Origin of the sequence: Arthrobacter sp. AK01, from assembly GCF_021109375.1 — a bacterium.
GTDB lineage: Bacteria > Actinomycetota > Actinomycetes > Actinomycetales > Micrococcaceae > Arthrobacter.
This window is the reverse complement of the sequence record NZ_JAJOHP010000033.1, coordinates 31,607-53,922: the sequence shown is the minus strand read 5'-3', so window position 1 is coordinate 53,922 and position 22,316 is coordinate 31,607. Positions and strand designations below refer to the sequence as shown.

Genomic DNA, 22,316 nt, shown 5'->3' with positions numbered 1-22,316 from the left:
CCGTGGGGGTTTGCGGCGGAGGGGGGACTGGCGTTGCGGAAGGACTCGGCGTTGACGTTGGGCCTGGAGCAAGGGTTGGGCCCGGAGTCGGCACCAGGGCCGGGAAGGTCGGTGGCCCTGTGGGTGCGAACGTCGGAAACAGTGGTTGCGTCGGGGACGGCGCGGGCTTTGGGAACCCGATGGGTGCTGTTTTCGTGGGCATAGGAAAGGGAAACAAGGCTGGCTTCTCGATCCCTCCGTTTGACGGCTCATCGCGGCCCGGTAGTTCGGACTCCTCGTCTTCCCCGGCTCCAGGGCCGGGCGGATCTGTGCCATGGGAAACTTGCCCACCAGAGGTAGGGTACGCCTCCGCCACAGGCGGGCCCACCGCGGCCGGTCCTCCACCTCCAAACGCCACCGCCGCGCCCACCGTCACTGCCGCGACGGCCAGCACACCTGCGCCCACTTTCAAGAAGAAGGCCATCTCCTTGTGCGGCACGCCGTGCACCAAGCCGGCGCCCGCCCCGGCGCCGGTGCCCGCCCCTGCAAGAGCTGGAAAGACGGAGGTAAACGCTGCACCTGCGACCAACGGGAAGACCACAGCCCGCATGGCTGACTGGACGTCATTGAGATCCAGGAGCAAGGCAGTGCACTTGGGGCAGTTCTCAAGATGTGCCTGAACCCTGTCCTGGCTCCTCCGGTTCAGCCCGTCCCGGGAGTACGCGCCCAACTGGGTTGAGTATTCCTCGCAGTCTTCCCCTGCCGAGGACCTGATGTGGTTCTGAAGGTAGGCCTGGCGCAGGCGTTCCCGTGCGCGGAGGGCAAGGGAGGAGACTCCATTGGGAGTCAGGCCAAGCAGCGGCGAAACTGCAGCGGGCTTCAGCCCCTCGATGTCCACGTACCAAAGGACTTCCTGCCAACGGGCAGGAAGAGAGCGGAATGCCTGGGCCACCGCTGTTGACTCGAACGCAGCCAGGGCTGGATCATCATGGGCAATTGCCGAATCCAACATGTAAGACTCAGATGTTGGGCGTGTACGGGTCGCCGCCCTGTTCATGAGGTGGGCCGTTCGCCGGACGGCGGTCAGAAGGTACGCGCGGAAAAAGGAATCAGGTCCCTTCCCCGCGGCCAGGGCCTGGTAAACAGAGGCGAAAGCGTCAGCCACAACATCGTCCACGTCAGCAAAGTTGTCCAGTTGCGCTGTGGCCACCGTTCGGGCAATGGAACGGTGCCGCCCATAGAGCGTCTCGAACGCAGCTTTGTCCCCCGAACGGACCTGCAGGACCAGTTCCATGTCGCTGTCCGCCATGGCGACGGCACCGCCGTCGTGCGTTCCGCGCCGCCCCTGGCCCCCCATTGGAGCCGATTCGCCCATGCCGCTACCCGCTTCGGACACGGCATCATACGCGGGCAAACAAGACCTTCGTGAGGCCTGCATGCGGGACCACGCTGCTGTAGCCCCAGTGCGGCAGCCGCGCCCGGTGCCACATTCCAGCCCCAGCCTAAGGCCCGGAACCGATCAAGTGAACACCATCGGACCGGGTTTTACGTCGATGGCTCCAGTGGCCGACGAGGTGGGCCGGACGTGAGCTTGGCTGGCAGGATGCGGGCGAAGAAGCTGACCACCTTGTACCTGCGCGTCGGTATGGAAACGCCTCTGCCTTCGGCGTTGTCCTCCAGCCCTTCGCGCACCACTCGTTCGGCTGTGAGCCACAGGAATCGGGGAGCCACGGACTTATCCATGCCCATGCGATCGTGGAACTCGGTGTGGGTGAAACCCGGGCAAACCGCGGTGATCTGCACTCCGGATTTCGCGTAGGTGATGTTGGCCCACCGGCTGAACGTCACTTGCCAGGCCTTGGCAGCAGAGTAGGTGCCCCTGTTGGCGAACGCTGCCACGCTGGCGACGTTGATGATCCGGCCCTTCCCCCGTGCCAGCATCACTTCGAGCGCAGCGTGGCACAGCTCCATGGGTGTCTGGACGTGCAGCCGAAGGTGTCGCCGTTCCTCATCCAGGCCGTTCCTTTCGAATGGCTTCAACAACCCGATGCCGGCGTTGTTGACCAGCACGTCCACCGGACGGCCAGCGTCCCGCAACCGGTCCGCCACTGCCGAAACCCCGACGTCGGTGGTCAGGTCCGCGGACAGGACCTCCGCCGAGATACTGAAGTCGCGTTCAAGCTCTTCTGCCTTTTCCTTCAGGCGTTCTTCGTCGCGGGCTACCAGGACCAGGTGGTGTCCGGCTTCGGCGAGTTGGCGGGCGAATTCCGCACCGAGCCCGGCGGTGGCCCCAGTGACCAAGGCGGTGAGTTCATTGGCTCGTGTCGTCATGCGCCAAGACTAGTCCCCTCCCCGGCCCGCGCCGGGATGGCACCTCATGACGATACGGCCGAGGAGGATTGCCACTAACAGGAACGTCGGTGCGTAAGATGGTTTTGAAACGATGCAAAGCCGCAAAGGATTTCCATGGTCAACGACGCCCCATCCCAGCATGAGCCACTGGTCCTCAACAACAACGGCGCCTGGTGCTGGTTCCAGGATGAGCGGGCACTCATCGACCCCGCCAACAACTCGCTGCTGCTCGGGTCGGTTGCCGCACCGGAGGGCCCGGGAGGGCTTGAACGCGGGGGCAACATCGAAGTCGCTGTCCTGGATCTTGCTACCGGCGAGTGCAGCATCCACGTCCTCCACGAACGCCTGGAGGCCGATGACCACAATGCGCCGGCTCTCCTGATCCGGCCGGATGGCCGTTACGTGGCAATGTACGCCAAGCACAAGACGGACAACTACTCACGGTGGCGGGTTTCCACCCGCCCGCACGACGCTTCCGCATGGGAACCGGAGCAGCAGTTCGATTGGACTGAGCTGGCGGACGGCCGCGGTGCCACCTACTCCAATCTGCACCGGCTCGACGCCGAAGAACGGGTCTATAACTTTGTCCGCGCCATCAACGACGACCCCACGCTGCTGGTCTCCGACGATGACGGCAGCACCTGGAGCTACGGCGGCAAGCTCTTCACCCGCCCGAAGATCGGCTATGTCAACGGCTACACCCGGTACGTGTCCAACGGCGTTGACCGCATCGACCTCATCACCACGGACCACCACCCGCGCGACTTCAACAACAGCATCTACCACGGCTACATCCAAGGCGATGGGCTCCACGACGCCGGGGGGACCGTGGTTGGCAAGCCCGTCATCGGTTCGGCCGGCGTCAACCAGATGGCCCTCACCACCGTTTTTGAGGCCGGGATGACGCTCGACGGCGACACCCTCACCCATGGCTGGACTACTGACCTTCGCCGGCAGGGCAAGGAACTTGCCGCGATCGTCACCTGCCGGGCCAACGACGTCAACGGTCCGCTGCAGCGGGAGCAAATGCTCGACGTCGACGATCACCGCCTGCTGTACGCCCGCTTTGATGGGGTGCGCTGGGAACTTCATCCGCTCGCCGTCGCCGGTGCGGGCCTGCTGCCGCACGAGCAGGACTACACAGGGCTGGGCGCCGTGGACCCCAACAACCTGGACCGGGTGTACATCTCCACGCCGGTAGATCCACGGACGGCTGTTGCTACCGCGCACTACGAGATCTACCGCGGTGTAACTTCCGACGCCGGAGTGAGCTGGACGTGGGAAGCCGTGACCGAAGACTCCTCCGTGGACAACCTCCGCCCGATGGTGGTGCCCGGCGACCCGTCGGTGCACGCAGTGTGCTGGTTCCGGGGATCAATGAAGTCCTCGCAGGCGTATGAGACCGAGGTGGTACTGCGCCTGACTAGGCGAACTTAGCCAACGGGTTCGCCAGCCGGCCCGCCATCTGGAGTCCTCCGGAGGGATCCGAGATGTCCAGCATCTGCTGGTTGTTCCGCAACTGCAGGCGGTTGAGGCATGACAGTTCGAAGTCGGCCGCGAAGAGATCGTGCATGGCGAACTGGTCTGCAAGCTCCGGGTGGCGCTGCTGGTATTCGCGGAGCACCGCAGCTGCGGTTCCCCAGAACTCGTCCTCGCGCAACGTCCCGTCCTCCACAAGGATGGCTCCAAGGAAGCGGAAGATGCAGTCGAACACGTCCGTGAAGATCGCCAGGACCATTTCCTCGGCAGGGATCTCGGCCTTCACGCGGGAGACCTCCTCCGGCAGTTCCAGCCTGTCCCCCATGACCACGATTTCCTCGGCGATGTCCTTCATGATTGCGCGGACCGGCACACCGTTCTCGAGGATCAGGATCACGTTTTCGCCGTGGGGCATGAACGCGAGCTCGTACTCGTAGAGGCAGTGGACCAGTGGCACCAGGTAGGCCTCGAAGTAGCGGCGAAGCCACTCTGTGGGTGCCAGGCCTGAACGTTCAATCAGGGACGTGACCACGGAGTTCCCGGCCCCATCAACGTGCAGCAGCGATGCCATGGTGGCCAACTGCTGGCCGTCCTTGAGCAGCGGAAGGGGACTTTCCCTCCACAGCGCCGAGAGCATCTTCCGGTAGGGAGAGCCCTTGGCGGAGGCGGCCTCGTAGTAGTGGTTGTGGTAACCGATGGCTGCTGATTCGCGGATCATGGCCAGGCCCCGGTTCTGGAGCTCCTGGTCGTTTCCGATCAGTTCCTGCAACCAGTCGTTGATGGCCGGCGTCGCTTTCATGTACTGCGGGGACAAGCCACGCATGAAGCCCATGTTCAGCACGGACATGGCCGTCTTGACGTAGGCCTTCTCCGGGTAGTCGGTGTTGAAGAACGTGCGGATGGACTGCTGCGCCTGGTAGGCGTCCTCCCCGGCTCCGAGGTGGACAATGTGGCGCTGTGCGATTTCTGCCGCGAACGTCACGGTGAGTTTGTTGTCCCACTGCCAGGGGTGGACTGGCATGAGCAGGTAGTCCTCGGGGTCCAGTCCGGATGCGGAGAGTTCAGCGTTGAACCAATCAAGCGTGGCTGGTCCGAGCTCGGCTTCAAAATGGGTCCGGTAATCCAGTCCTGCGCTGGACGTGAACACCGCCTTGCTGCGGTGCACCGCGATCCACTGCAGCTTCACCGTGGCACCCGTTTCCGGCGCGAAGGCGTGGTAGTCGGCAATCCCGAAGCCCAGCCGGCCATTGTTGGCCACGAAGCAAGGGTGCCCCTCGGTCATGCTGTGTTCGATGGCCTGGAAGTCGGCAGCGCGGTCAGCCCCGCCAGTGATGCCCGCAGCCAACTGGGCTGAGCTGAACGGTTTGCCCTGCTTGTACGCGTGGCTGGCCAGCGTACTGCTGATTTCCTCCAGATAGACAGGCAGCATTTCCTGGCGGATGGCCAGTGCCTCATGGAACTCGGCGATGAAGTCCAAAGCGTCCACCGGCAATTCCTCGCCGTCACGCAGCTTCACGATGGATTCCGCGGAGACGGACCAGTGCTCCAACTGCAGGAGGCGCGCCCGGAAGCGGTACTCAACGGTGTCGTCGTCGCTCACCACCTTGTAAAGGCCGACGCCGGCGCCCTCCTCCCGGATCAGCTCCGGGACCAGGATGCGTTCGTGCGAGAACTCGGCGATGGCCTTGCGGACCAGGTGCCTGTTGGCAATGGCCCAGCGTTCAGGGGTCAGGTGGGACACGGAATCAATGGCGGTGGTAGTCGCGTTGTCGGCAGTGGTGGTCACAGGGATTCTCCTCTGGTCGCCGCGACAGGCGCGGCCAGAATCGGGGTCAGGGTTGCGAGGAAATCCTCGCGCGTGCAGAAGCTCAGCAGGCCCTGCTTGTGGTCTTCGGCGGGATCGACGGCGGGAAGGGTCACCACGCCATGCGGACGGAAGCCCACTTTTTCGTTCAGGACATGGATCTTGTGGTTCCGGGCGTCAGGCTCGACGACGACCCGCAGGGTTTCCGCGTCAGCGAACAGTTCGGCCATCACGGCCTGCATGACGGACGTAGTGAACCCAGGCTGCGGTTCGCCGGATGGCGGGGATACCAGGAGGTGCATGCCCACATCACCGGGCTGGACCTCGTAGACGTCCGCCAACGGCGATGACTCGGGACGGTACCGCTCCATCAGGAAGGCGGGAACGCCGTCGTCGAGCCCCAGGAACGCTTGGTGATGGCCCGAATCCGAGATGTTCGTGTACTCCTCCACAACATCCTGCTCACTGGCGGAAACCATGCCCCAGAACCGCGCGTACTCCTGGCTGACCCAGCTGTGGAGGACAGGTGCGTCCGTCACTGGATCGACGGGCCGGAAGGTGAAGCTCATACGGTTGCCCCCACTGCATCCGGAAACGCTGCGGCCACGGGAGCGGGAGCGCCGAACTGTTGGAAGGCGATGCTGCGCTCGATCGGGTAGACCTCGCGGCCCGTGATTTCGCGCAGGATGCAGGAGTTGCGATAGGCCGCCATGCCGAGGTCCGGGGTGACGAAGCCGTGCGTGTGCAGCTCCGCGTTCTGGACGAAGATTTCGCCGGGTTCGACGCCGGTCCCATAGTTGCGCTCGACGTCGAAACGGCCCTTGGAATCGCGGCGGATCCGGTCCTGGATGCCGGCCAGGAAGGCGGGCTCCTTGTAGGTATAGCCGGTAGCGAGGACGACGGCCTCGGACTCCAGGCTGTAGTCGCGGCCGTGTTCCTCATGGTGCAACTGGAGGGCGTGGGTACCAGTGGTGGGGTCCCACTCTGCGGCGGTGAGGGACGAGTGCGTGTGCAACTGCGTATCCACCATGCCGGAGAGGCTCTTGGTATAGAGGAGATCGTAAATGTCGTCGATCAGGTCCGAGTTGATGCCCTTGTACAGGTTCTTCTGGCTCTTGATCAGCGAATCGCGCTGCCCGCCCGGGAGCGAGTGGAAGTAGTCCACGTATTCCGGGGAAGTCATCTCAAGGGTGAGCTTGGTGTATTCCAGCGGGAAGAAGCGGCCGGAACGGGTCACCCAGTTGAGCTGGTAGCCGTAGACGTCGATTTCCTGAAGCAGTTCGTAGTACAGCTCCGCGGCGCTCTGGCCGCTGCCCACGATGGTGATGCTGCGCTTGGACTGCAGCTCACTCTTCCTCGACAGGTAGTCGGCGTTGTGGAGGACAAGTCCGCCGGCTTCGACTATCCCCGCGCAGGAGTCCGGAACATACGGGGACGTGCCAGTGCCAAGGACCAGTTTGCGGGCGCGAAGCACCTCAGCGCCGTCCGGGCCCTGCACCGAAAGGCGGTATACGCCGTCGTCGTACGCCACATCCAGCACATCCGTGCTAAAACGAACGGATTCAAGCTGGCCGGCCACCCACTGGCAGTACTGGTTGTACTCGGCGCGCAACGGGTAGAAGCTCTCCCGGATATAGAAGCGGTACAGGCGGCCTGTCTGCTTCAGGAAGTTCAGGAACGAGAACGGCGACGTCGGGTCGGCAAGCGTCACGAGGTCCGCCATGAACGGGACCTGCAGGTGCGCGGGCTCCAGCATCATGCCAGGGTGCCAGTCGAAGGACTCACGGCGGTCCAGGAACACGCAGTCCAGGTTCTCCACCGGTTCGCTCAGCGCGGCCAGGCCCAGGTTGAAAGGCCCGACGCCGATTCCGGCGACGTCGTAGATCTTGCCGTTGTCTTGGGTGCTCACGCTGCAGCCTCCGTGGTGTCCGCAAGCAGGCTGTGGCCCGTCCGGCGGATAAGTTCGATGATTTCCTGGATGTCCCTCAGGCTCGCCTCGGCGTTGAGGAGGGTGAATTTGAGGTAGTGGCGGCCAGCCACCTTGGTGCCGGCAACCACGGCCTCGCCGGAGGCGAAGATGGCTGCGCGGATGGCCGGGTTGAGGACGTCTGCAGCATCGTCGTTAAGGGGGGCGCCATCAACCAGCGGGCGGTAGCGGAACACCAGGGTGCTCAACTGGGGCTCGGCGGCGAGCTCGAATTCGGCGTCGTCAGCCAGCAGCGTCCCCACCCGGGCGGCGAGGTCGATCGCTTCATCGAACAGGGCGCCGATCGCGTCGGCACCCATGATGCGCAGCGTGAGCCACAGCTTCAGGGCGTCAAAGCGGCGGGTGGTCTGGATGCTCTTGTCCACCTGGTTGGGGATCTCGGCCTTCGCGGCGCTCTCCGGGTTGAGATAGTCCGCGTAATAGGTGACGTGGCCCATCATGGAGCCGTTGCGGACCAGGACTGCGCTGGAGCTGACCGGCTGGAAGAAGGTCTTGTGGAAGTCGACGGTGACGGAGTCCGCAAGGTGGATCCCGTTCAGGAGGTGGCGATGGCGGCCGGAAACGATGAGTCCTCCACCGTAGGCGCCGTCCACGTGCAGCCAGGAATCGTAAGCACGAACCAAGGCGGCCATTTCGGACAGCGGGTCAACCGAACCGAAGTCCGTTGTCCCGGCAGTGGCCACTACCGCCATCGGCACCAGTCCGGCGTCGTGCGCTTCGGCCAAAGCAGCCGCAAGTGCGGTGGGGTCCATGCGGTGGTCTTCGGTCGTGGGCACTGCAATGACGGCGTCGAAGCCCAGGCCCAGCATGGAAGCGGACTTCTGAATGCTGAAGTGGCTGTCCACGGAGGTGAAGATCCGGAGCCGGTCCAGCAGGTGCGGCAGGCGCGCGTCCCCCTTCGCGGCCCGCAGCTTGGCAACGGCATGGTTGCGGGCAATCAGCAATGCCTGGAAGTTGGACTGGCTGCCACCCGAAGTGAACACGCCGTCGGCATCGGCGTCGAAACCGATGCGCTCCGCGGTCCAATCGATGAGTCGGCGCTCGATCATGGTGGCTCCGGCGCTCTGGTCCCAGGTGTCCATGGAGGAGTTCACGGCCGAGAGCACCGCTTCGCCAACCAACGCGGGAATGACCACCGGGCAGTTAAGGTGCGCGGCGTAGCGGGAATCGTGGAAGTAGATGGCGTCCTTGAGGTAGAGCTCGTCCAGCTCCTCGAGGGCGGCGGCTGTGTCCGGCAAGGGACGCTCAAGATCGACGGCACCCACCTTGGCCTTCAGTTCAGCATGCCCGACGCCGGTGAACGGCTGGGTGGTCCGCTGGACTTTGGTGGAGACAGCATTGACTCCTTGAAGAACCTGCGCGACGTAGCTGGGCGAATTTCGTGCGTTGAACAGCTGGTTGGTGGCAGCGAGGGCCAGTTCCACCTTGGAGCCAAAATCCTGCTCCTGAGCGATCCGCTCTTCGACACTAGGTGACGTCACGTCAGCTTCCTTCCATTGCGTTGGGGCGCTTATTAGCAAAGGCAAGCCTTACTTAGGCAAGCCTTTCCGTCAAACTTTTGTGACCTATTTCGCTTAGAAGGCGGTTTCTCGCGCTTGTACCGCCCGGTAGCGCGTCATTGACTTTTCTTCGGGCCCTCTTGGGTGCAAAATATGGCACTCTTTTCGGCCACGGAGTGTCGCCCTCGGGCCATGTGCTGGGCCCCGCCTCCCAGGGGGCATGGAGTAGTAGAGTGCAAGGACTATCCACTGCCAACGGTTGGGGGACCACATGAAGGACCACGTTCACGAGCGCATCGGCTTCCGCGAAATCGACGAACATGGCAACGCCGTGCGGGCCGTCAGTCCCCATGTGCCGGAGACCGCAGGCCCGGAACGCAAGCGCTTCCCGGTCAACCCGTTCATCATTGCGTTGTGGGTTCTGGACGCCGGCCTTGCGTGGTTCGGAATGTGGGCACTTACTGCGGCGATGAGCGCGGTTGCGGGTCCTATACCAGTCCAGTCCGCCGAGTCGGCCCAACTGAACTTCATGATCTTCTCCAACGCACCATATGCGCTCTTGGGCTCCATCCTGATCACCGCTGCTCTCCTCTTGTGGCACGCGGTTCAGTGGCAAAAAAAGTGGCCGACCAGGTAGTAGATACCCGATCGGCCGCTCCTTCCTGGTTCCAGTTACAGGACCGTGGCCCCCAGAACGCACTTAAGCGCCGTGGCAGGCCTGGTCACCTCTGCGTTCGCGACCCAGTCAAGGGCCTCGCCTGCTGCGGCGTCCTCGAAGGTCTGCTCACCCCGGGCCAGGACGGCCGAGGTTGTCGGATCCACCCAGCTGACAGTGATCTTGACCGTGCCTTTGGTTCCCTCAGGAGGAGTCACGGTCCCCTTTGCCGTCACCTTTCCAGGCGCTGTATCGCAGGAGGTCATCTTGGTGGCCCCAATGATGCCCGTGCCGGGGTTGGCCGGTCTTGCCTCGCCTGTCGTAGCGGCCTGGGTTGTCGTTGACGACGGCGGCGTCCCCGCCTCGCTGCTTGAGGACGACGAGCAACCTGCAAGTGCAGTTGCAGAAACAAGCACCCCCGCAATACACGCGACTGTCTTCTTCATGTGATGACTACCTGGTTCTTTCCAGTTTTGTGGGTTCACGTTTGTGAGTTCAAGGAAAATACGCGGCAACCGGGGTTGGGGCCCCGGGTGCCGCGCACTCTTGTCCTACGCCTCGGAACGCTGACGACGTCCAACGAGGAACAGGAACAGTCCCGAGCCAACAACCAGGAGGCTGATCGGCAGCACGGTGAGGACAACTCCCGTGTTGGCCAGTGGGCCTCCAGATTGGTTCGGAACCACCGGCGGGAACGTCACAACAACACTTGCAGGTGGAGTGGTGACAGGGGGTCCCGTCGGAGGCGTACCCGTCACGGTCGCCGAATTGGCGACCCTGCCGGCGTTGATATCCGCCTGGGTGATTGCGTACGTAGCCGTGGCAGTCACCATCTGGCCGGGCAGCAAGGTCCCGGCAGCACCGGGCCACACGTAAGCCAAGTCCGACAGGCCGGGCATCAAATCGTTGACAGCAACGTCCGTTATGGGCACGTTCCCAGTGTTCTTTGCCTTGAACTTATAGGTGATGATGTCACCCACTTGGGTGGGGTCTCCCACTGCTGACGCATCCGCTGTCTTGGTGAACTCCACGCCGGAATCCGGCGTGAGCGGGGTGTCCGTTTCGCCCGGAGGAGGCCCTACCGGCGGACCGGCGGGCGGAGTGCCCGTGGTCGTGGCGCTGTTGGCGACATGGCCGGCGTCGATATCAGCCTGTGTGATCGCGTATGTTGCCGTAGCCGTCACGGTTTCACCGGGCATCAGGGTCCCTGCAACACCAGGCCAGGTGTAGGTCAACGCCGAGAGACCAGCCAGCGGATCGGTAATGGACACGTTGGCGAGCTTCACGTTGCCGGTATTCCTGGCCGTGAAATCGTAGGTGATCACGTCACCCACCTTCGACGGCCTGTCGATTGCCGGTGCCACAGCGGTCTTGCTGAACTCCATCGCAGGAGCCGTGATCAGCGCGGTGTCCGTTTCGCCCGGAGGAGGCGTGAAGGCGGGACCCGTCGGCGGGGTGCCAGTGGTCGTGGCGCTGTTGGCGACATGACCGGCGTCGATATCAGCCTGTGTGATGGCGTACGTTGCCGTAGCCGTCACGGTTTCACCGGGCAACAGGGTCCCTGCAACACCAGGCCAGGTATAGGTCAACGCAGACAGGCCAGCCAGCGGATCGGTGATGGCAACATCCTTCAACGTGACGTTTCCGGTGTTCTTCGTGGAGAAGGCGTACGTGATCACGTCGCCAGACGTTGAAGGGTCCTGGACTGCCGAAGCGTCTGCAGACTTGCTGAACTCCATTGCCGGCTTCGGGGTCAACGGGGTATATGTCGTTCCGGGCGGCGGGGTGACTGGCGGACCGGTGGGTGGAGTGCCAGTGGTCGTGGCCCTGTTGGCGACATGGCCGGCGTCGATATCAGCCTGCGTGATCGCGTACGTTGCGGTGGCAGTCACTGCCTGGCCGGGGAGGAGCTCGCCCGGGGTGCCCGGCCATGCGTAAGTGAGCGGCGAGAGACCCACCAGCGGATCATTGATGGCCACGTTGGTCAACGCAACGTTCCCGGTATTCGCGGACGTGAACGTGTAGGTCATCAGATCGCCTGCAACAGAGGGATTCTGAATCGCTGAAGCGTCAGCAGTCTTGCTGAATTCCATGGCCGGACCAGGAGTCAACGGAGTATCGGTTCCTGCGGGCGGCGGGGTGACTGGCGGACCGGTGGGTGGAGTACCAGTGGTCGTGGCGCTGTTCGCGACGTGGCCGGCCTCAATGTCAGCCTGTGTGATCGCGTATGTTGCCGTGGCCGTGACGGCCTGGCCGGGGAGCAGTTCGCCGGGAGTTCCCGGCCACGTATAAACCAGCGCCGAGAGACCGGCCAGCGGATCATCGATGACCACACCCGTCAGTTTCACGTTCCCGGTGTTCGCGGACGTGAACGTGTAGGTCATCCGGTCACCCACAACCGACGGATTCCGGATGCCGGAAGCGTCGGCTGACTTGCTGAACTCCATGGCCGGACCAGGTGTCAACGGAGTATCGGTTGCTGCGGGCGGCGGGGTGACTGGGGGACCTGTCGGAGGATTACCCGTGGTGGTTGCCAGGTTGGCTATATGACCCGCGCCAATGTCCGCCTGGGTGATCGCGTAGGTCGCCATGGCGGTGACGGTCTCCCCGGGCAGCAATGTACCCGGCGTGCCCGGCCAGGTGTAAGTCAGTGCGGACAGGCCATCCAGCGGGTCATTAATGGTGACGCCGGTCAGCGGCACATTTCCGGTGTTCCTGGACGTAAAGGTGTACGTGATCCGGTCACCCACAACCGACGGATTCCGGATGCCGGACGAGTCGGCGGACTTGCTGAACTCCATCTCCGGTGCCGGGACGGCGGTGTTGGTGAGCACGCAGCTGATATCGGCGCCGGCAACGGGCACCAGATCCAGCGAACCATCAAAAGCATCACCGTTGGGCAGTTCGGCCTGCAGCCCGTTGGCGTCGAGGCACGTGATGGCACTGTCATAGCTGGCCAGGTTGGCGCCACCCGACTCGGTCAGGAAGTAGGTGGCGTTTGCGTTGGCCACGTATTCGCCGGTCATGCCCGTACCGGCAGTAACGGTGGAACCCGTACCCGTGGTGGTCGCGTTGGCGGTGTTGCTGACAATCGGTCCTGTGGCTGAACCCGTACGGATTTCAACGGTGAATTGATCCGAATCCAGCAGTCTCGGGGCGTCCAGTGCCTTGGTCAGTTGGAGGCGCGGTGCACGAACGATGAGAGTGGCGTTTGCCGGAGGATTGAGGTTGGTCGCGATGTTGGCGGGACCGTTGACATACGTTCCTTCCTCGGCGGCCGTGACATCCACGGTGATGGTGCATGAGGTCATCCCCAACGCCATGTCACCGCCGGCGACAGAAATGGTGTTGCTTCCAGCCACCGCCGTCCGCACCAAGGGATTGGTTCCCGAGGCTTGCACACAGGTGCCCCCGATGTTGGGAGTACCGGCGACAACCACTCCTGCCGGGAGGGTGTCCGTGATGAACCAGTCGTTCTTGGCCTTCAGATCATCGGTGTTGGTCACCGTAAGCGTGACCTTGGAGATTCCGCCCGGCCCGATGATGGACGGCGTGAAGGCCTTGTCCACCTGGGGGGTGACGTCCACGATCTGCGGGAGGTCGAAGGCGACGTCGTTACCGGATCCGGTGGTGGCTTCATTCCTTAGCTCAAGGCCGAGGGAGGGGGTTGTGCCTGCGGGAATCTGGTAGGCAGCCGATTGGAGCTTGGTGACCTGCACTTTTGCCAGATTGCTGCCGCCACAGGGGTCAAGCCCTGTGCTGAGCACTTGCCGTGTGCCGTTGATGAGAAGGCTGAAGGTCTCACTGGCGTGTGCCGCGTGGCAATTGACTTGGGCGAAGTAGCCGGATACGGCGTAGTAGTGGCCCGCGATCGCGGGAATAGTGTTGGCTTTGGTCCGGAACTGGACACCCGGCGCAATGATTCCCGAGGCACTGTTGGTGTACTCGGAGAGCGACTGGTTGCTGGCGGCCTGCGCTGCCGTCTGCCCTTGCGCCAAGCCAAGGGCAGTCGACATTTGCTGGATTTGGCCCCAGCCGTCGGGCTGGTTCCTGAGGCAGCCGGTATCGGAGGTTGGCAGCGGGGTCAGGGAGTTCAGTATCCAGCCGTCGCATTGTCCGCCGGCGGGAGTGTAGGGCGTATCAGCCGTGTACATCTCGTTGGCTGCGGCGGGGCCGCCCGCGTAGTTGAGAATGCTGATGGCACCAGCGGTGGCATTCTGGTTCGAGAAGTCTTCCGTGTAGACGGGGGTGCCTGGCTGGGCTACGCCAGGGGTGCCGGGCGTGGTGGCCAAGACTGGCGGCGCTACGGCGCCACCCATCCACAGCGACATGATCGCTGCGGCGGCAACTGCCGCCAACAGCTTCTGTGAACGTGCGTGTTTCACGGGTTTTCTCGCTTCTAGTGGTCACGCAAGAGGCCGGTCCACAGCATGAACCGGCATCGAGCTAGGCTTCTCGCCAGTACTCCAGTGGAAGAAGTCGCGTGTTCGTGACGCGAAAATCTGAGAAATTTTCAAAAAATATTCAAGAAAATTCTGGCCAGTCGACTCCCGGGCAGGTTCTGCCGGGCCTGGAATGCCAACCGCAGGCTCGTGAAAGTGCCGGTCATAGCCCGCTGGCGTAGCGAAAACCGGGTCACCTGCACCACGCAGAAGGCGCCTAGTGGAAGGTGTTGGTGAAGTTCTTGGTGACGACGCCCTGCCCGGTGAACCGGTAGTTCAACGTTCCACTCCCGGCGGAAGCAGGCATGGCAATTCCCAGCGTGAACGCGAGGCCGTTGTTGGCCAGGGAATCAGTGGCGCAACGAACCTGGCGGACGCTCGAAGAATCGTTGGCGCATGTCCATCCAGCTGGGGCAACGGTCTGTCCCGCCACAAAGGTCGCTTGGTCCGGAAGGGTGAACAGCACGTCACCGCTTGTCGGTACGCCCTCACCTTGAAGCGAAAACTGCACCTGCAGTTCCCGTTCTGTTGGAATCGAGCCCTGGGAGGCCGAGAACGCGGCGTCAACCGTTTGGGTTGTGGGCGCCGTGGGCGTCGAGGCCGTGGCTCCGGGCGTCGACACTACGGTCCCGGAGTCGACTACGATGGCACTTCGCGGCGACGGCGCCACCGGAGGAACCACGACGGCGGGAAGCTGCGGTGCCGCTTCCACGGGAGGGCTCGACGCCTGCTGGGGTGCCGGCTCTGGCGCTTGCGACGCAGTGGGACTGGGCGTCGCCGTGGGAACCGATTCCTTCACCGGCGGGACGTCGGACGTCGCTTCGGAAGTGACAGTGGACTGCGAAGCCGGGTCTGGCTGAAGAATCCATGCCAGAGCTGCAGCCAACGCGACCACACCCAGCACAATGGCAGCGGTCAACTTCCATACTTTGCTGACGCTGCCGAACGCGTGCGTGGCGACGTTGCCCGGCGCAGCGCTTCCTGCGCCCGTGGCCGTGCCTGCAGCCGTTCCTCCGAAGCCAATGGCTGCAGCAACAGCCGGGGTGAAAGTGATCCCCGTGAGCAACGGGAACAGGATGGCGCGCATGCCGCTTTGGACGTCATTGAGTTCAAGCAACAAAGCCGTGCATTTGGCGCAGCCTTCCAGGTGACTGCCGACCCTTTCCTTCGACGTCCGTTTCAGCGCATTGCGGGCGTACTTCCCCAATTGGCTGGCATATTCGTCACAGGCTTCGTCAACCGTATTGCTGATGTGCTGTTGCAGGTAAGCCTGGCGCAGGCCCTCCCGGGCCCTTAGCGCCAATGCCGAAACACCGTTGGGGGTAAGCCCCACGAAGGGGGCAGCCGCTGCGGGCTTCAGGCCTTCGATGTCCAAGTGCCAAAGAACGGCCTGCCAACGCTCAGGCAATGATTTGAAAGCCTTGGCCATGATGCTCGACTCGAGGTCGCTGAGGACGGGATCGTCATCCAGGACAGCCACATCGAGAAGCGTCTGATCATCCGCCACCGGCATGCGGCGGGCCTTGCGGTTCCGATCGTGGGCGGTACGCCGCACAACTGTCAGGAGGTAGGACCGGAAGAACTCCTTGGGCCCCTTGCCTTCTGTCAGCAGTTGGAAGATGGAGGCAAAAGCCTCGGCGACGACGTCATCGGCATCGCTGGGGTTGTCCGATTGGGCACGAGCCACATAGTGGGCGACCTTCACATGCCGCTCATAAAGCACATCGAAGGCGTTCGTGACGCCCTGGCGCACCAATGAAATGATCTGGGGATCGCTGTCGGAGGCCATCGCCAAAGTTGGTGACGCCCCATCAGCGCCTACCGCAAATACTTGATCCATAAACAATAGTGTGACATCAGAAACTGTTTGACTTGAATCGAGCGTTCCCTGCCTGTAGAGAACTCCTGCTTTCGCATCACGATTCCCCCTCGCGCCCCACGTATATGACGTGACCTTCCAATCCCCCTGGTGCGAATCGAGGAACCATGGACATCCAGCGCCCCCGCCCCTTCCTGAAACTGATGCGTGCCATCCATAAGGACGCCGCGCAGCAACAGAACACCATCGTTCGCGTTGTGCCGCCCCTCCGCTCGGCCGTCCTCGCCAGGAAGATCAATGCGGGACATGTTGCCCTGGTCTATGGAGCTGACAGGCCCGTGGCCATTCCGGGCGATACCGTCATCTTCACAGCGTGGATCACCAACGACTCCCCAAGCCACCTGCGGGACGTGACGCTTGTACCCCGTTCCTTCACCAACGAGGGCATGGAGATGCTGTCCTACACGGCAGAACCCGTCGAGCGTGACTTGCGGATCCGCCGCCTGGCTCCCGGCCAATCCGTGATGCGGAGCTTTTCCTACCTGGTTACGGACGCCGACCACGTCCATGGCGGCAGCCTGGTCAGCGCAATGCAGGTCCGCGCGACATGCCGCGGCCAGGTAGTTTCCGATGAGCACGACGCAATCGTCTCCCTCAGCGGTACGCGGAGGGACTGGCCGTTCCCGTCCGACAGGGCCGAACAACCGCGAAGGCGCAGTAAGGACCCCGGGCAGCCGGTGCCCGCCTAGGCCCTACTCGTTGTCCGGTTCGCCCACCGGCTTCTCAGCGGGCCAGTCGACATCCTGCTCGTAGCCTTCGTGCTTTTTCAGGTACGCAGCGATGTACGGGCAATGCGGAATGATGCGCTTGCCGGACGCCACCACATCGTCCAAAGCAAAATGGGCCAGCACTTTAGCCAGGCCTTGGCCATTGAACTGGGGCTTCGTTTCGGTATGGATGAAATCGATGTGACCGGGCCGGTCCAGGAACTGGGAAATCACGGCCAGTTCGCCGTCTACGTGCAGCTCATAGCGGTGGAATTTGTCATTGCGCACCGTAGTGACGCCAGGGCGAAAAGACTCTGCCAGTGAATCCGTGTACTCGGTCATGGTTCGAGATTGGCACTTAAACCTGGCTCTGGCAACGTGGGCGACTGACCCTCCTGACGCTTCAGGACGTTAACGTCGGGCGATGGCGGCAATACGGGCGTCGGAACCCTGCCAAGCAAAAGGACTGAAAGGGCAAAGCATGCCGCTCCCCCACCCAGCAGCGCCAGCGTCAAACCGTTGAACGCTGCGTCCGCCACCGGAATGAAGACCACGACGGCGGCCGTCACCACAGCGATACGCGAGGGACCACGGGCGTGGCTGGCCGCCGTCGGACGGTTCTCCAGACGGCCAAAAAGCCACACCACCGGAACGAGCAGGCTGACGACGGCGAGGAAGACGGGGATTCGGGCCCACCACCACTCCGCGGTCCCGGCCAAGGGTTTGGGGACGTTGGTGAGCAACAGCAGCCCTGACATACCGACCAGCAGCGGCAGATGCCACAGGTAGACGGTCATGGATCGGCGCCCGGCGACAGCAATCATCGACTGGATCCAGCGAACTCCTGCGAGCCAACCAATGACGTTTTTCAGCAGCTGGAGTGATGCGGCCTGCGAGATGCCCAGCAGGAGCAGGCACAGGTTGGGCGGGTTGATATTGACCACCATGTTCCCTGGATAGACAGCCACGCCGGTCACGAGGCCCAGGAGCAAGTTGCTGGAAACAACGGCACCTACCAGCCAGGTGCGGCTGCGCTGTTCGAAGAAGCCGTCGGCCATGAGGAATCCCAACTGCTGGACCGCGCACCACACGAAGACCAGATTGCTGAACGCGAGCACGGGAAGAGTGCCGCGTAGGGAATCGACGGTGACGATGAGGACCACCAAGGCCGCGAAGGTCAGGATCGGTGCGCGTTGGTGAAACCGTGCCATGAGGGGAACGCTGAGCTGCGCGGTGAGATACGCCGCCAGGAACCATAGGGGCATGGCCGCGCCGGCGGTCATGAGCTGGATGACTTGGGGATCGACACCAAGCAGCAGCGCCACCCACAGCCCTCCCCACATGAAAGCGAGCAGTGCCATGGCAGGACGGACCAGGCGCAGGAGCCGAAGCTGGGCGAAGTCGAACCCGGTACCGCCGCGGGCCTTCAACCGCCGCCACGACTGCAGCCCCGTCACACCGCCAAGGACGAAGAACAATGGAACGATCATGAGCGCCCAGGCAACGGGAACAAACCAGCCTTGATCCATGAGGACGTTCTCCGTGGTGACCGTCCCGTCCTTGTGTAGAACAGAACTGACCATCATGCAGTGGCATGCCACCACCACCAGCAGGCAGGTGAAACGGACAAGATCGATCGCGGGATCCCTTCGCGCAGCCGCTACTGCGCTGACCGCAGGATACGTGTCCCTCTCCATGGCTCTCCCTACGAGGCACGCACCTGCGTGCTGAGTCCATTGTCCGCCCGGTCATGGGCCGGGGCCAGCAAGTGGACCGGACTAGTTGTCCCGCCCACCCCGGAGCAGCCGCCTCCTCTGTTCCGGGTCCCGGGCCACCGCGGTTGCCGCTGCCGCCAACCCGAACGACCCTTCCAAGACTGCCGCGTCCGCCCCTGCCGACGCACCGAATGCGGCGAACTCCGCTGTGTGGTGCGCGGCGCCACGTACGTCGTAGCCGACAACCGGGTGGATGGATGGCACCACTTGCGAAACATTGCCCATGTCCGTGGAAGCCACAGGATCGGCGTTGAAGGCAACATCCCTTCCCTTGGCCTGCATCGCTTCCCGGTAGGCCTGGGACAGGAACGGATCCTGTCGCAACTCGGCATAATCGTTGCCCTTCGGGGTCACCTGCACTGTACAACCGCTCGCGAGGGCGCCGGCTTCCAAGCATCGCCGGACCTTGTCCTGGATCAGACGCAGCTGGCCGATTCCGGGAGCCCGCATTTCCACGCTCGCCCGTGCCCTCTCAGGGATGACGTTGACCGCGCTGCCACCCTCGGTGACGATAAGGGACACGACCGATCCGGCCGGGAGTTGTTGCCTCGCCAAAGCGATGGCCAGCTGCGCGACCACCAGCGCGTCCAAGGCGTTGACACCCTCAGAAGGTGCCGCTGCAGCGTGTGCCGGGCGCCCTTCGAAAAGCACTTCCCACATGGACATCGCCAACGAGGAGCCACCCACTACATCCGCAGCGCCGGCGTGGACCATCATGGCGAGCGAAACGTCGTCGAAGAAGCCCTCCTCGATCAGGTCCACTTTGCCTCCGGTGGTTTCCTCCGCCGGCGTCCCCAACACCTTGACGGTGATGTCCAGCTCCCGGGCCACAGCGGCCAATGCCAAAGCTGCCCCCACTGCGCCGGCCGCGTTGACGTTGTGGCCGCAGGCATGCCCGATGTCCGGCAAGGCGTCGTATTCAACACAGAGCGCCACCACCAGTTCGCCGCTGCCGTATCTCGCGCTGAAGGCCGTTGGCTGCGCAGGCTGCTCTTCATCGAAAGTGAATCCGGCTTTTCGGAACAACTCTTGTACGCGTTTGACGGCGCGGTACTCCTCCCCGCCAAGCTCCGGATCAGCGTGGATGGCGTGGCTGAGGTCCAGAATTTCCGTCCTCCAGCGCTGCACTGTGCTGTCCAGAGTTGCGTGAAGGCTGTCCAGAGTTGCGTGAAGGCTGTCCACCCCGGCGTTCATGCGGTCACCCCGGCAGGCTGTAGCTTCGGGTAGCGGGCGCTGGCCGCTGCAGCGATCAGGGCGGCGAAGGCCAAGGTTCCCCAGATAGACAACAACCCGGCTTCGGTGATGCGCCCGGACTCGACGGACGCTGATGACAACAGTTTGACGACTGCCGCTCCCACTGCGATGCCTACCGACAACGCCAGCTCGTTGAGCCCCGCGGCCGTCGAGGTCTCCTCCAAGGCAACGCCTTCCACCGACAGGGAGCGGGTTCCCGCCTGGTACATCCCCAGGCTCAGGTTGAACATCGCGAAGCCGAAGCAGTAGCCGGCAAAGGAACCATGGGCGAGCATCATGACCAGGAATCCGCCTGCGAGCATGACCCCGGCAAGAACGAGCGTGGCCCGCTCACCGAAACGCCGCAAAGCACGTGCCGTCAACAATGAGGACACCAGCGAAAGAACAGAAGCCAAAGCCAGGACGATCGCAATCATCAGGGGGCTGAGGCCAAACCCGTAGCCGGTCTTGTCCGGGTTGGAATGCAGGAAGATCCCGTTGGTGCCGAAGTAGCTGATGGAGGCAAAGCCGAAGAAGAACGTTGCCAGGGAAATGACCCGGATCCGGGGATTGGCGAGCATACGCAGGTCCATGAACCGGCTGCCGGCACCACCGCTGTAGTCGCGCCTGGCCCAAGAGGCCAGCAGTGCCAGTCCCAGCAGGCCGGCCCCCAGCGTGCGGACGTCCAGCCATCCCCATTCAGGAGCCATGGAGAGCGCTACAACAAAGGCTATGAGACCGAGCGAACACGCCAACAGCGGGGCCAGGGCGATGCCCTCACGAGTCGGGATCCCGGCGTCGGGCAGTAAGAAGGAACAAACCAAGGCGATCACCGCGAATGGCACAGCGACCCAGAACCCCAGGGTGGGATCCGTGACGCCAACAATCCCGGCGAGCAAGCCACCCGCACCCACCATGATCATGAGCATGCCGATCATGACGCTGACACCCGTGCGGGTGTCGGCGGGGCTCGTAACGCGGAGGATTCCCATCATCAGGGGGATGAAGCCCACCACGCAGGTGAGCATGACGACGCCCAGGGTCACTGTCCACAGCGATGGCCACAACGCCATGAGCAGCACGCCGACAGTCACCACACCGGTGGACCAGCGGAGCACAAGGCGGTAACCGTAGCTGTCGCCGAGCCTGGAAATGATGGGGGTCAGGACAGCGAAGCTGACGTTGGAGATGAGGAAAATGCCGTTGATGGTGGGGTCGTCAATCTCAAAGACCGGTCCCAGCGCGGGCAGGATGGGGTTCAAGTACCCCTGGGTGACGCCACTGAGCGACTCGATGAGCGCCATTGCCAGGATCATGCCCGCTATGGCCCTGCGGGTGGTGGCCGCCGCCGCAGGAGGTGCTGTGTTGCTTGCCATGTGTTTCCTTGGGTGTTGTGCCGGTTGGTTCAGCCGGATTCGCTGGTGGTGATGCGAGTCACAACGTTAGGGCGGTCGATTACACTGACCTCCAGATTGTTTGAAAACAACACGAGGCAGCGAATATTGAACGAATCATCCATGATCACCGAGTTGGACCTGGAAATCCTCAATGCACTCCAGATCAATCCGCGTGCGGAATGGAGCCGGGTGGCGGATGCGCTGGGGCTGTCCGGCCCAACCGTTGCGCGGCGCTGGCAAGCCCTGGCCGGGGACCGGCTGGCATGGATCACACCGTCTCCCGGGCAGCGCTACCTCAACGCAGGTTGGTCCGCTTTCATCCAACTCTCGTCATTGCCCGGCGAAACCGAGGCACTGATCCAACGGCTGTGCGCGGAGCCGGCCTTCGGCACGGTTTCGATGGTCAGCGGCTCGCACGATGTGTTCATTGATTGCTTCGCGTCGAGCCACGACGAACTGATGGACATTGTCACCGACTCCTTTCCGAAGCTTCCGGGGGTTACGCACCGCGAGGTCGTTTTCGTCACCAAGCTGTACCGGCAGGCCTCCGAATGGCGCAGTGGAACGCTGGAACCCGCTCGCGCTCGACAGGTCTCGTCGCAGTCCAAGGCCGCGCCCGCAGGCTACTCATTCGATCGATTGGACGCCGCGCTGCTGGAGGAACTCGCCAAGGACGGCCGCGCCAGTTGGGCCGACCTGGGCGTCGCCTGTGGCGTTTCACCGCAAACAGCACGACGCCGGGTGGAGCGGTTTCTGGCGTCCGGCTACGTCACGCTGAGGTGCGATACCTCTACTGCAGCGAACAGGGGCCTGCGGGAGGTCACGCTCATGCTCAACATCCCGGCGCAATTCGTTGACCAAGTGGGCCGCTATTTCGCGGCACAAAGCAACTGTCGTCTTTGTGCCCAAGTGCTGGGCACGCAAAATCTGGTGGTCACCTTGTGGGTGCGCGACTACTTGGAGGCCCAGGCGTTCGAACGGGAACTGGCAGAGCGCGCACCGGGCAGCACAGTGATCTCCCGGCAGGCGGTAGTCCGAACCTACAAGCGCTTGGGCCACCTGCTTGATGGAAGCGGACGCAGTTTGTCCGTGGTGCCCCTTCCGCTGTGGAGGGAAGCACCTTAGCGG

Annotated in this window: 17 protein-coding genes; 4 read left to right on the top strand and 13 right to left on the bottom strand. The window is 63.2% G+C overall.

Translation table 11 applies throughout. The features are described from left to right. A partial coding sequence (locus tag LN996_RS23665) for a sigma-70 family RNA polymerase sigma factor (RefSeq protein ID WP_269215708.1) occupies positions 1 to 1,393 on the bottom strand: 1,393 nt, incomplete at its 3' end. 131 nt (positions 1,394 to 1,524) lie between these two features. Further along, complete coding sequence (locus LN996_RS13195; RefSeq protein ID WP_231340830.1) at positions 1,525 to 2,310, bottom strand: SDR family oxidoreductase; 786 nt, start codon at positions 2,308 to 2,310, stop codon at positions 1,525 to 1,527. A gap of 135 nt (positions 2,311 to 2,445) precedes the next feature. Between LN996_RS13195 and LN996_RS13190 the strand changes: the two genes are divergently transcribed. Continuing rightward, positions 2,446 to 3,768 carry a BNR-4 repeat-containing protein gene (locus LN996_RS13190; protein ID WP_231340829.1) on the top strand — a complete coding sequence of 441 codons (1,323 nt, stop codon included), beginning with the start codon at positions 2,446 to 2,448 and terminating at the stop codon, positions 3,766 to 3,768. Here the strand turns inward: LN996_RS13190 and LN996_RS13185 are convergent. The 4 genes from LN996_RS13185 to LN996_RS13170 are packed head-to-tail and all read right to left on the bottom strand — an operon-like array spanning position 3,755 to position 9,082. Next, on the bottom strand, positions 3,755 to 5,596 hold the full coding sequence (locus tag LN996_RS13185) for an IucA/IucC family siderophore biosynthesis protein (protein WP_231340828.1): 1,842 nt from the start codon (positions 5,594 to 5,596) through the stop codon (positions 3,755 to 3,757). The two genes, LN996_RS13190 and LN996_RS13185, sit on opposite strands and share 14 nt — an antisense overlap. Then, the gene (locus LN996_RS13180) at positions 5,593 to 6,183 is read right to left on the bottom strand and encodes a GNAT family N-acetyltransferase (RefSeq protein ID WP_231340827.1); all 591 of its coding nucleotides are present in this window, start codon (positions 6,181 to 6,183) and stop codon (positions 5,593 to 5,595) included. Before LN996_RS13180 ends, LN996_RS13185 begins: the two co-directional genes overlap by 4 nt. Further along, on the bottom strand, positions 6,180 to 7,523 hold the full coding sequence (locus tag LN996_RS13175) for a lysine N(6)-hydroxylase/L-ornithine N(5)-oxygenase family protein (RefSeq protein WP_231340826.1): 1,344 nt from the start codon (positions 7,521 to 7,523) through the stop codon (positions 6,180 to 6,182). The genes LN996_RS13180 and LN996_RS13175 overlap by 4 nt, the downstream gene beginning before the upstream one ends. After that, on the bottom strand, positions 7,520 to 9,082 hold the full coding sequence (locus LN996_RS13170; RefSeq protein ID WP_308102721.1) for an aspartate aminotransferase family protein: 1,563 nt from the start codon (positions 9,080 to 9,082) through the stop codon (positions 7,520 to 7,522). The genes LN996_RS13175 and LN996_RS13170 overlap by 4 nt, the downstream gene beginning before the upstream one ends. A 289-nt stretch (positions 9,083 to 9,371) precedes the next feature. Between LN996_RS13170 and LN996_RS13165 the strand changes: the two genes are divergently transcribed. Further along, the gene (locus LN996_RS13165; RefSeq protein ID WP_231340825.1) at positions 9,372 to 9,737 is read left to right on the top strand and encodes a hypothetical protein; all 366 of its coding nucleotides are present in this window, start codon (positions 9,372 to 9,374) and stop codon (positions 9,735 to 9,737) included. 35 nt (positions 9,738 to 9,772) lie between these two features. Here the strand turns inward: LN996_RS13165 and LN996_RS13160 are convergent, their stop codons facing one another. The 3 genes from LN996_RS13160 to LN996_RS13150 all read right to left on the bottom strand — a co-directional run bounded on the left by LN996_RS13160 (position 9,773) and on the right by LN996_RS13150 (position 16,037). After that, the gene (locus LN996_RS13160; protein WP_231340824.1) at positions 9,773 to 10,201 is read right to left on the bottom strand and encodes a hypothetical protein; all 429 of its coding nucleotides are present in this window, start codon (positions 10,199 to 10,201) and stop codon (positions 9,773 to 9,775) included. 105 nt (positions 10,202 to 10,306) lie between these two features. Beyond that, positions 10,307 to 14,140, bottom strand: a complete 3,834-nt coding sequence (locus tag LN996_RS23795; RefSeq protein ID WP_231340823.1) for a hypothetical protein — start codon at positions 14,138 to 14,140, stop codon at positions 10,307 to 10,309. Positions 14,141 to 14,414: 274 nt separating this feature from the next. Next, a complete protein-coding gene (locus tag LN996_RS13150; protein WP_231340822.1) occupies positions 14,415 to 16,037 on the bottom strand; it encodes a sigma-70 family RNA polymerase sigma factor in 1,623 nt (540 codons plus the stop codon). 146 nt (positions 16,038 to 16,183) lie between these two features. On the opposite strand from LN996_RS13150, the gene LN996_RS13145 reads away from it, so the two are divergent. Next, positions 16,184 to 16,765 carry a hypothetical protein gene (locus tag LN996_RS13145; protein WP_231340821.1) on the top strand — a complete coding sequence of 194 codons (582 nt, stop codon included), beginning with the start codon at positions 16,184 to 16,186 and terminating at the stop codon, positions 16,763 to 16,765. A gap of 3 nt (positions 16,766 to 16,768) precedes the next feature. Here the strand turns inward: LN996_RS13145 and LN996_RS13140 are convergent, their stop codons facing one another. The 4 genes from LN996_RS13140 to LN996_RS13125 all read right to left on the bottom strand — a co-directional run bounded on the left by LN996_RS13140 (position 16,769) and on the right by LN996_RS13125 (position 21,167). Further along, entirely contained in the window at positions 16,769 to 17,125 is a 357-nt protein-coding gene (locus LN996_RS13140) for a GNAT family N-acetyltransferase (protein ID WP_231340820.1), read from the bottom strand. Next, a complete protein-coding gene (locus LN996_RS13135) occupies positions 17,122 to 18,480 on the bottom strand; it encodes an acyltransferase (protein WP_231340819.1) in 1,359 nt (452 codons plus the stop codon). The genes LN996_RS13140 and LN996_RS13135 overlap by 4 nt, the downstream gene beginning before the upstream one ends. Positions 18,481 to 18,561: 81 nt before the next feature. Continuing rightward, entirely contained in the window at positions 18,562 to 19,752 is a 1,191-nt protein-coding gene (locus LN996_RS13130; protein ID WP_231340818.1) for a M20 family metallopeptidase, read from the bottom strand. Continuing rightward, positions 19,749 to 21,167 carry an MFS transporter gene (locus tag LN996_RS13125; protein WP_231340817.1) on the bottom strand — a complete coding sequence of 473 codons (1,419 nt, stop codon included), beginning with the start codon at positions 21,165 to 21,167 and terminating at the stop codon, positions 19,749 to 19,751. Before LN996_RS13125 ends, LN996_RS13130 begins: the two co-directional genes overlap by 4 nt. A 141-nt stretch (positions 21,168 to 21,308) precedes the next feature. Here LN996_RS13125 and LN996_RS13120 point away from each other — a divergent pair, with 141 nt between their 5' ends. Next, on the top strand, positions 21,309 to 22,313 hold the full coding sequence (locus LN996_RS13120) for an Lrp/AsnC family transcriptional regulator (protein ID WP_231340816.1): 1,005 nt from the start codon (positions 21,309 to 21,311) through the stop codon (positions 22,311 to 22,313). Positions 22,314 to 22,316: the final 3 nt, after the last annotated feature.

Coding starts and splice junctions, on each gene's coding strand:
- LN996_RS13195 (WP_231340830.1), bottom strand. CDS start 2,310: ATGACGACACGAGCCAATGAACTCACCGCCTTGGTCACTGGGGCCACC.
- LN996_RS13190 (WP_231340829.1), top strand. CDS start 2,446: ATGGTCAACGACGCCCCATCCCAGCATGAGCCACTGGTCCTCAACAAC.
- LN996_RS13180 (WP_231340827.1), bottom strand. CDS start 6,183: ATGAGCTTCACCTTCCGGCCCGTCGATCCAGTGACGGACGCACCTGTC.
- LN996_RS13165 (WP_231340825.1), top strand. CDS start 9,372: ATGAAGGACCACGTTCACGAGCGCATCGGCTTCCGCGAAATCGACGAA.
- LN996_RS13160 (WP_231340824.1), bottom strand. CDS start 10,201: ATGAAGAAGACAGTCGCGTGTATTGCGGGGGTGCTTGTTTCTGCAACT.
- LN996_RS13150 (WP_231340822.1), bottom strand. CDS start 16,037: ATGGATCAAGTATTTGCGGTAGGCGCTGATGGGGCGTCACCAACTTTG.
- LN996_RS13145 (WP_231340821.1), top strand. CDS start 16,184: ATGGACATCCAGCGCCCCCGCCCCTTCCTGAAACTGATGCGTGCCATC.
- LN996_RS13140 (WP_231340820.1), bottom strand. CDS start 17,125: ATGACCGAGTACACGGATTCACTGGCAGAGTCTTTTCGCCCTGGCGTC.
- LN996_RS13135 (WP_231340819.1), bottom strand. CDS start 18,480: ATGGAGAGGGACACGTATCCTGCGGTCAGCGCAGTAGCGGCTGCGCGA.
- LN996_RS13130 (WP_231340818.1), bottom strand. CDS start 19,752: ATGAACGCCGGGGTGGACAGCCTTCACGCAACTCTGGACAGCCTTCAC.
- LN996_RS13125 (WP_231340817.1), bottom strand. CDS start 21,167: ATGGCAAGCAACACAGCACCTCCTGCGGCGGCGGCCACCACCCGCAGG.
- LN996_RS13120 (WP_231340816.1), top strand. CDS start 21,309: ATGATCACCGAGTTGGACCTGGAAATCCTCAATGCACTCCAGATCAAT.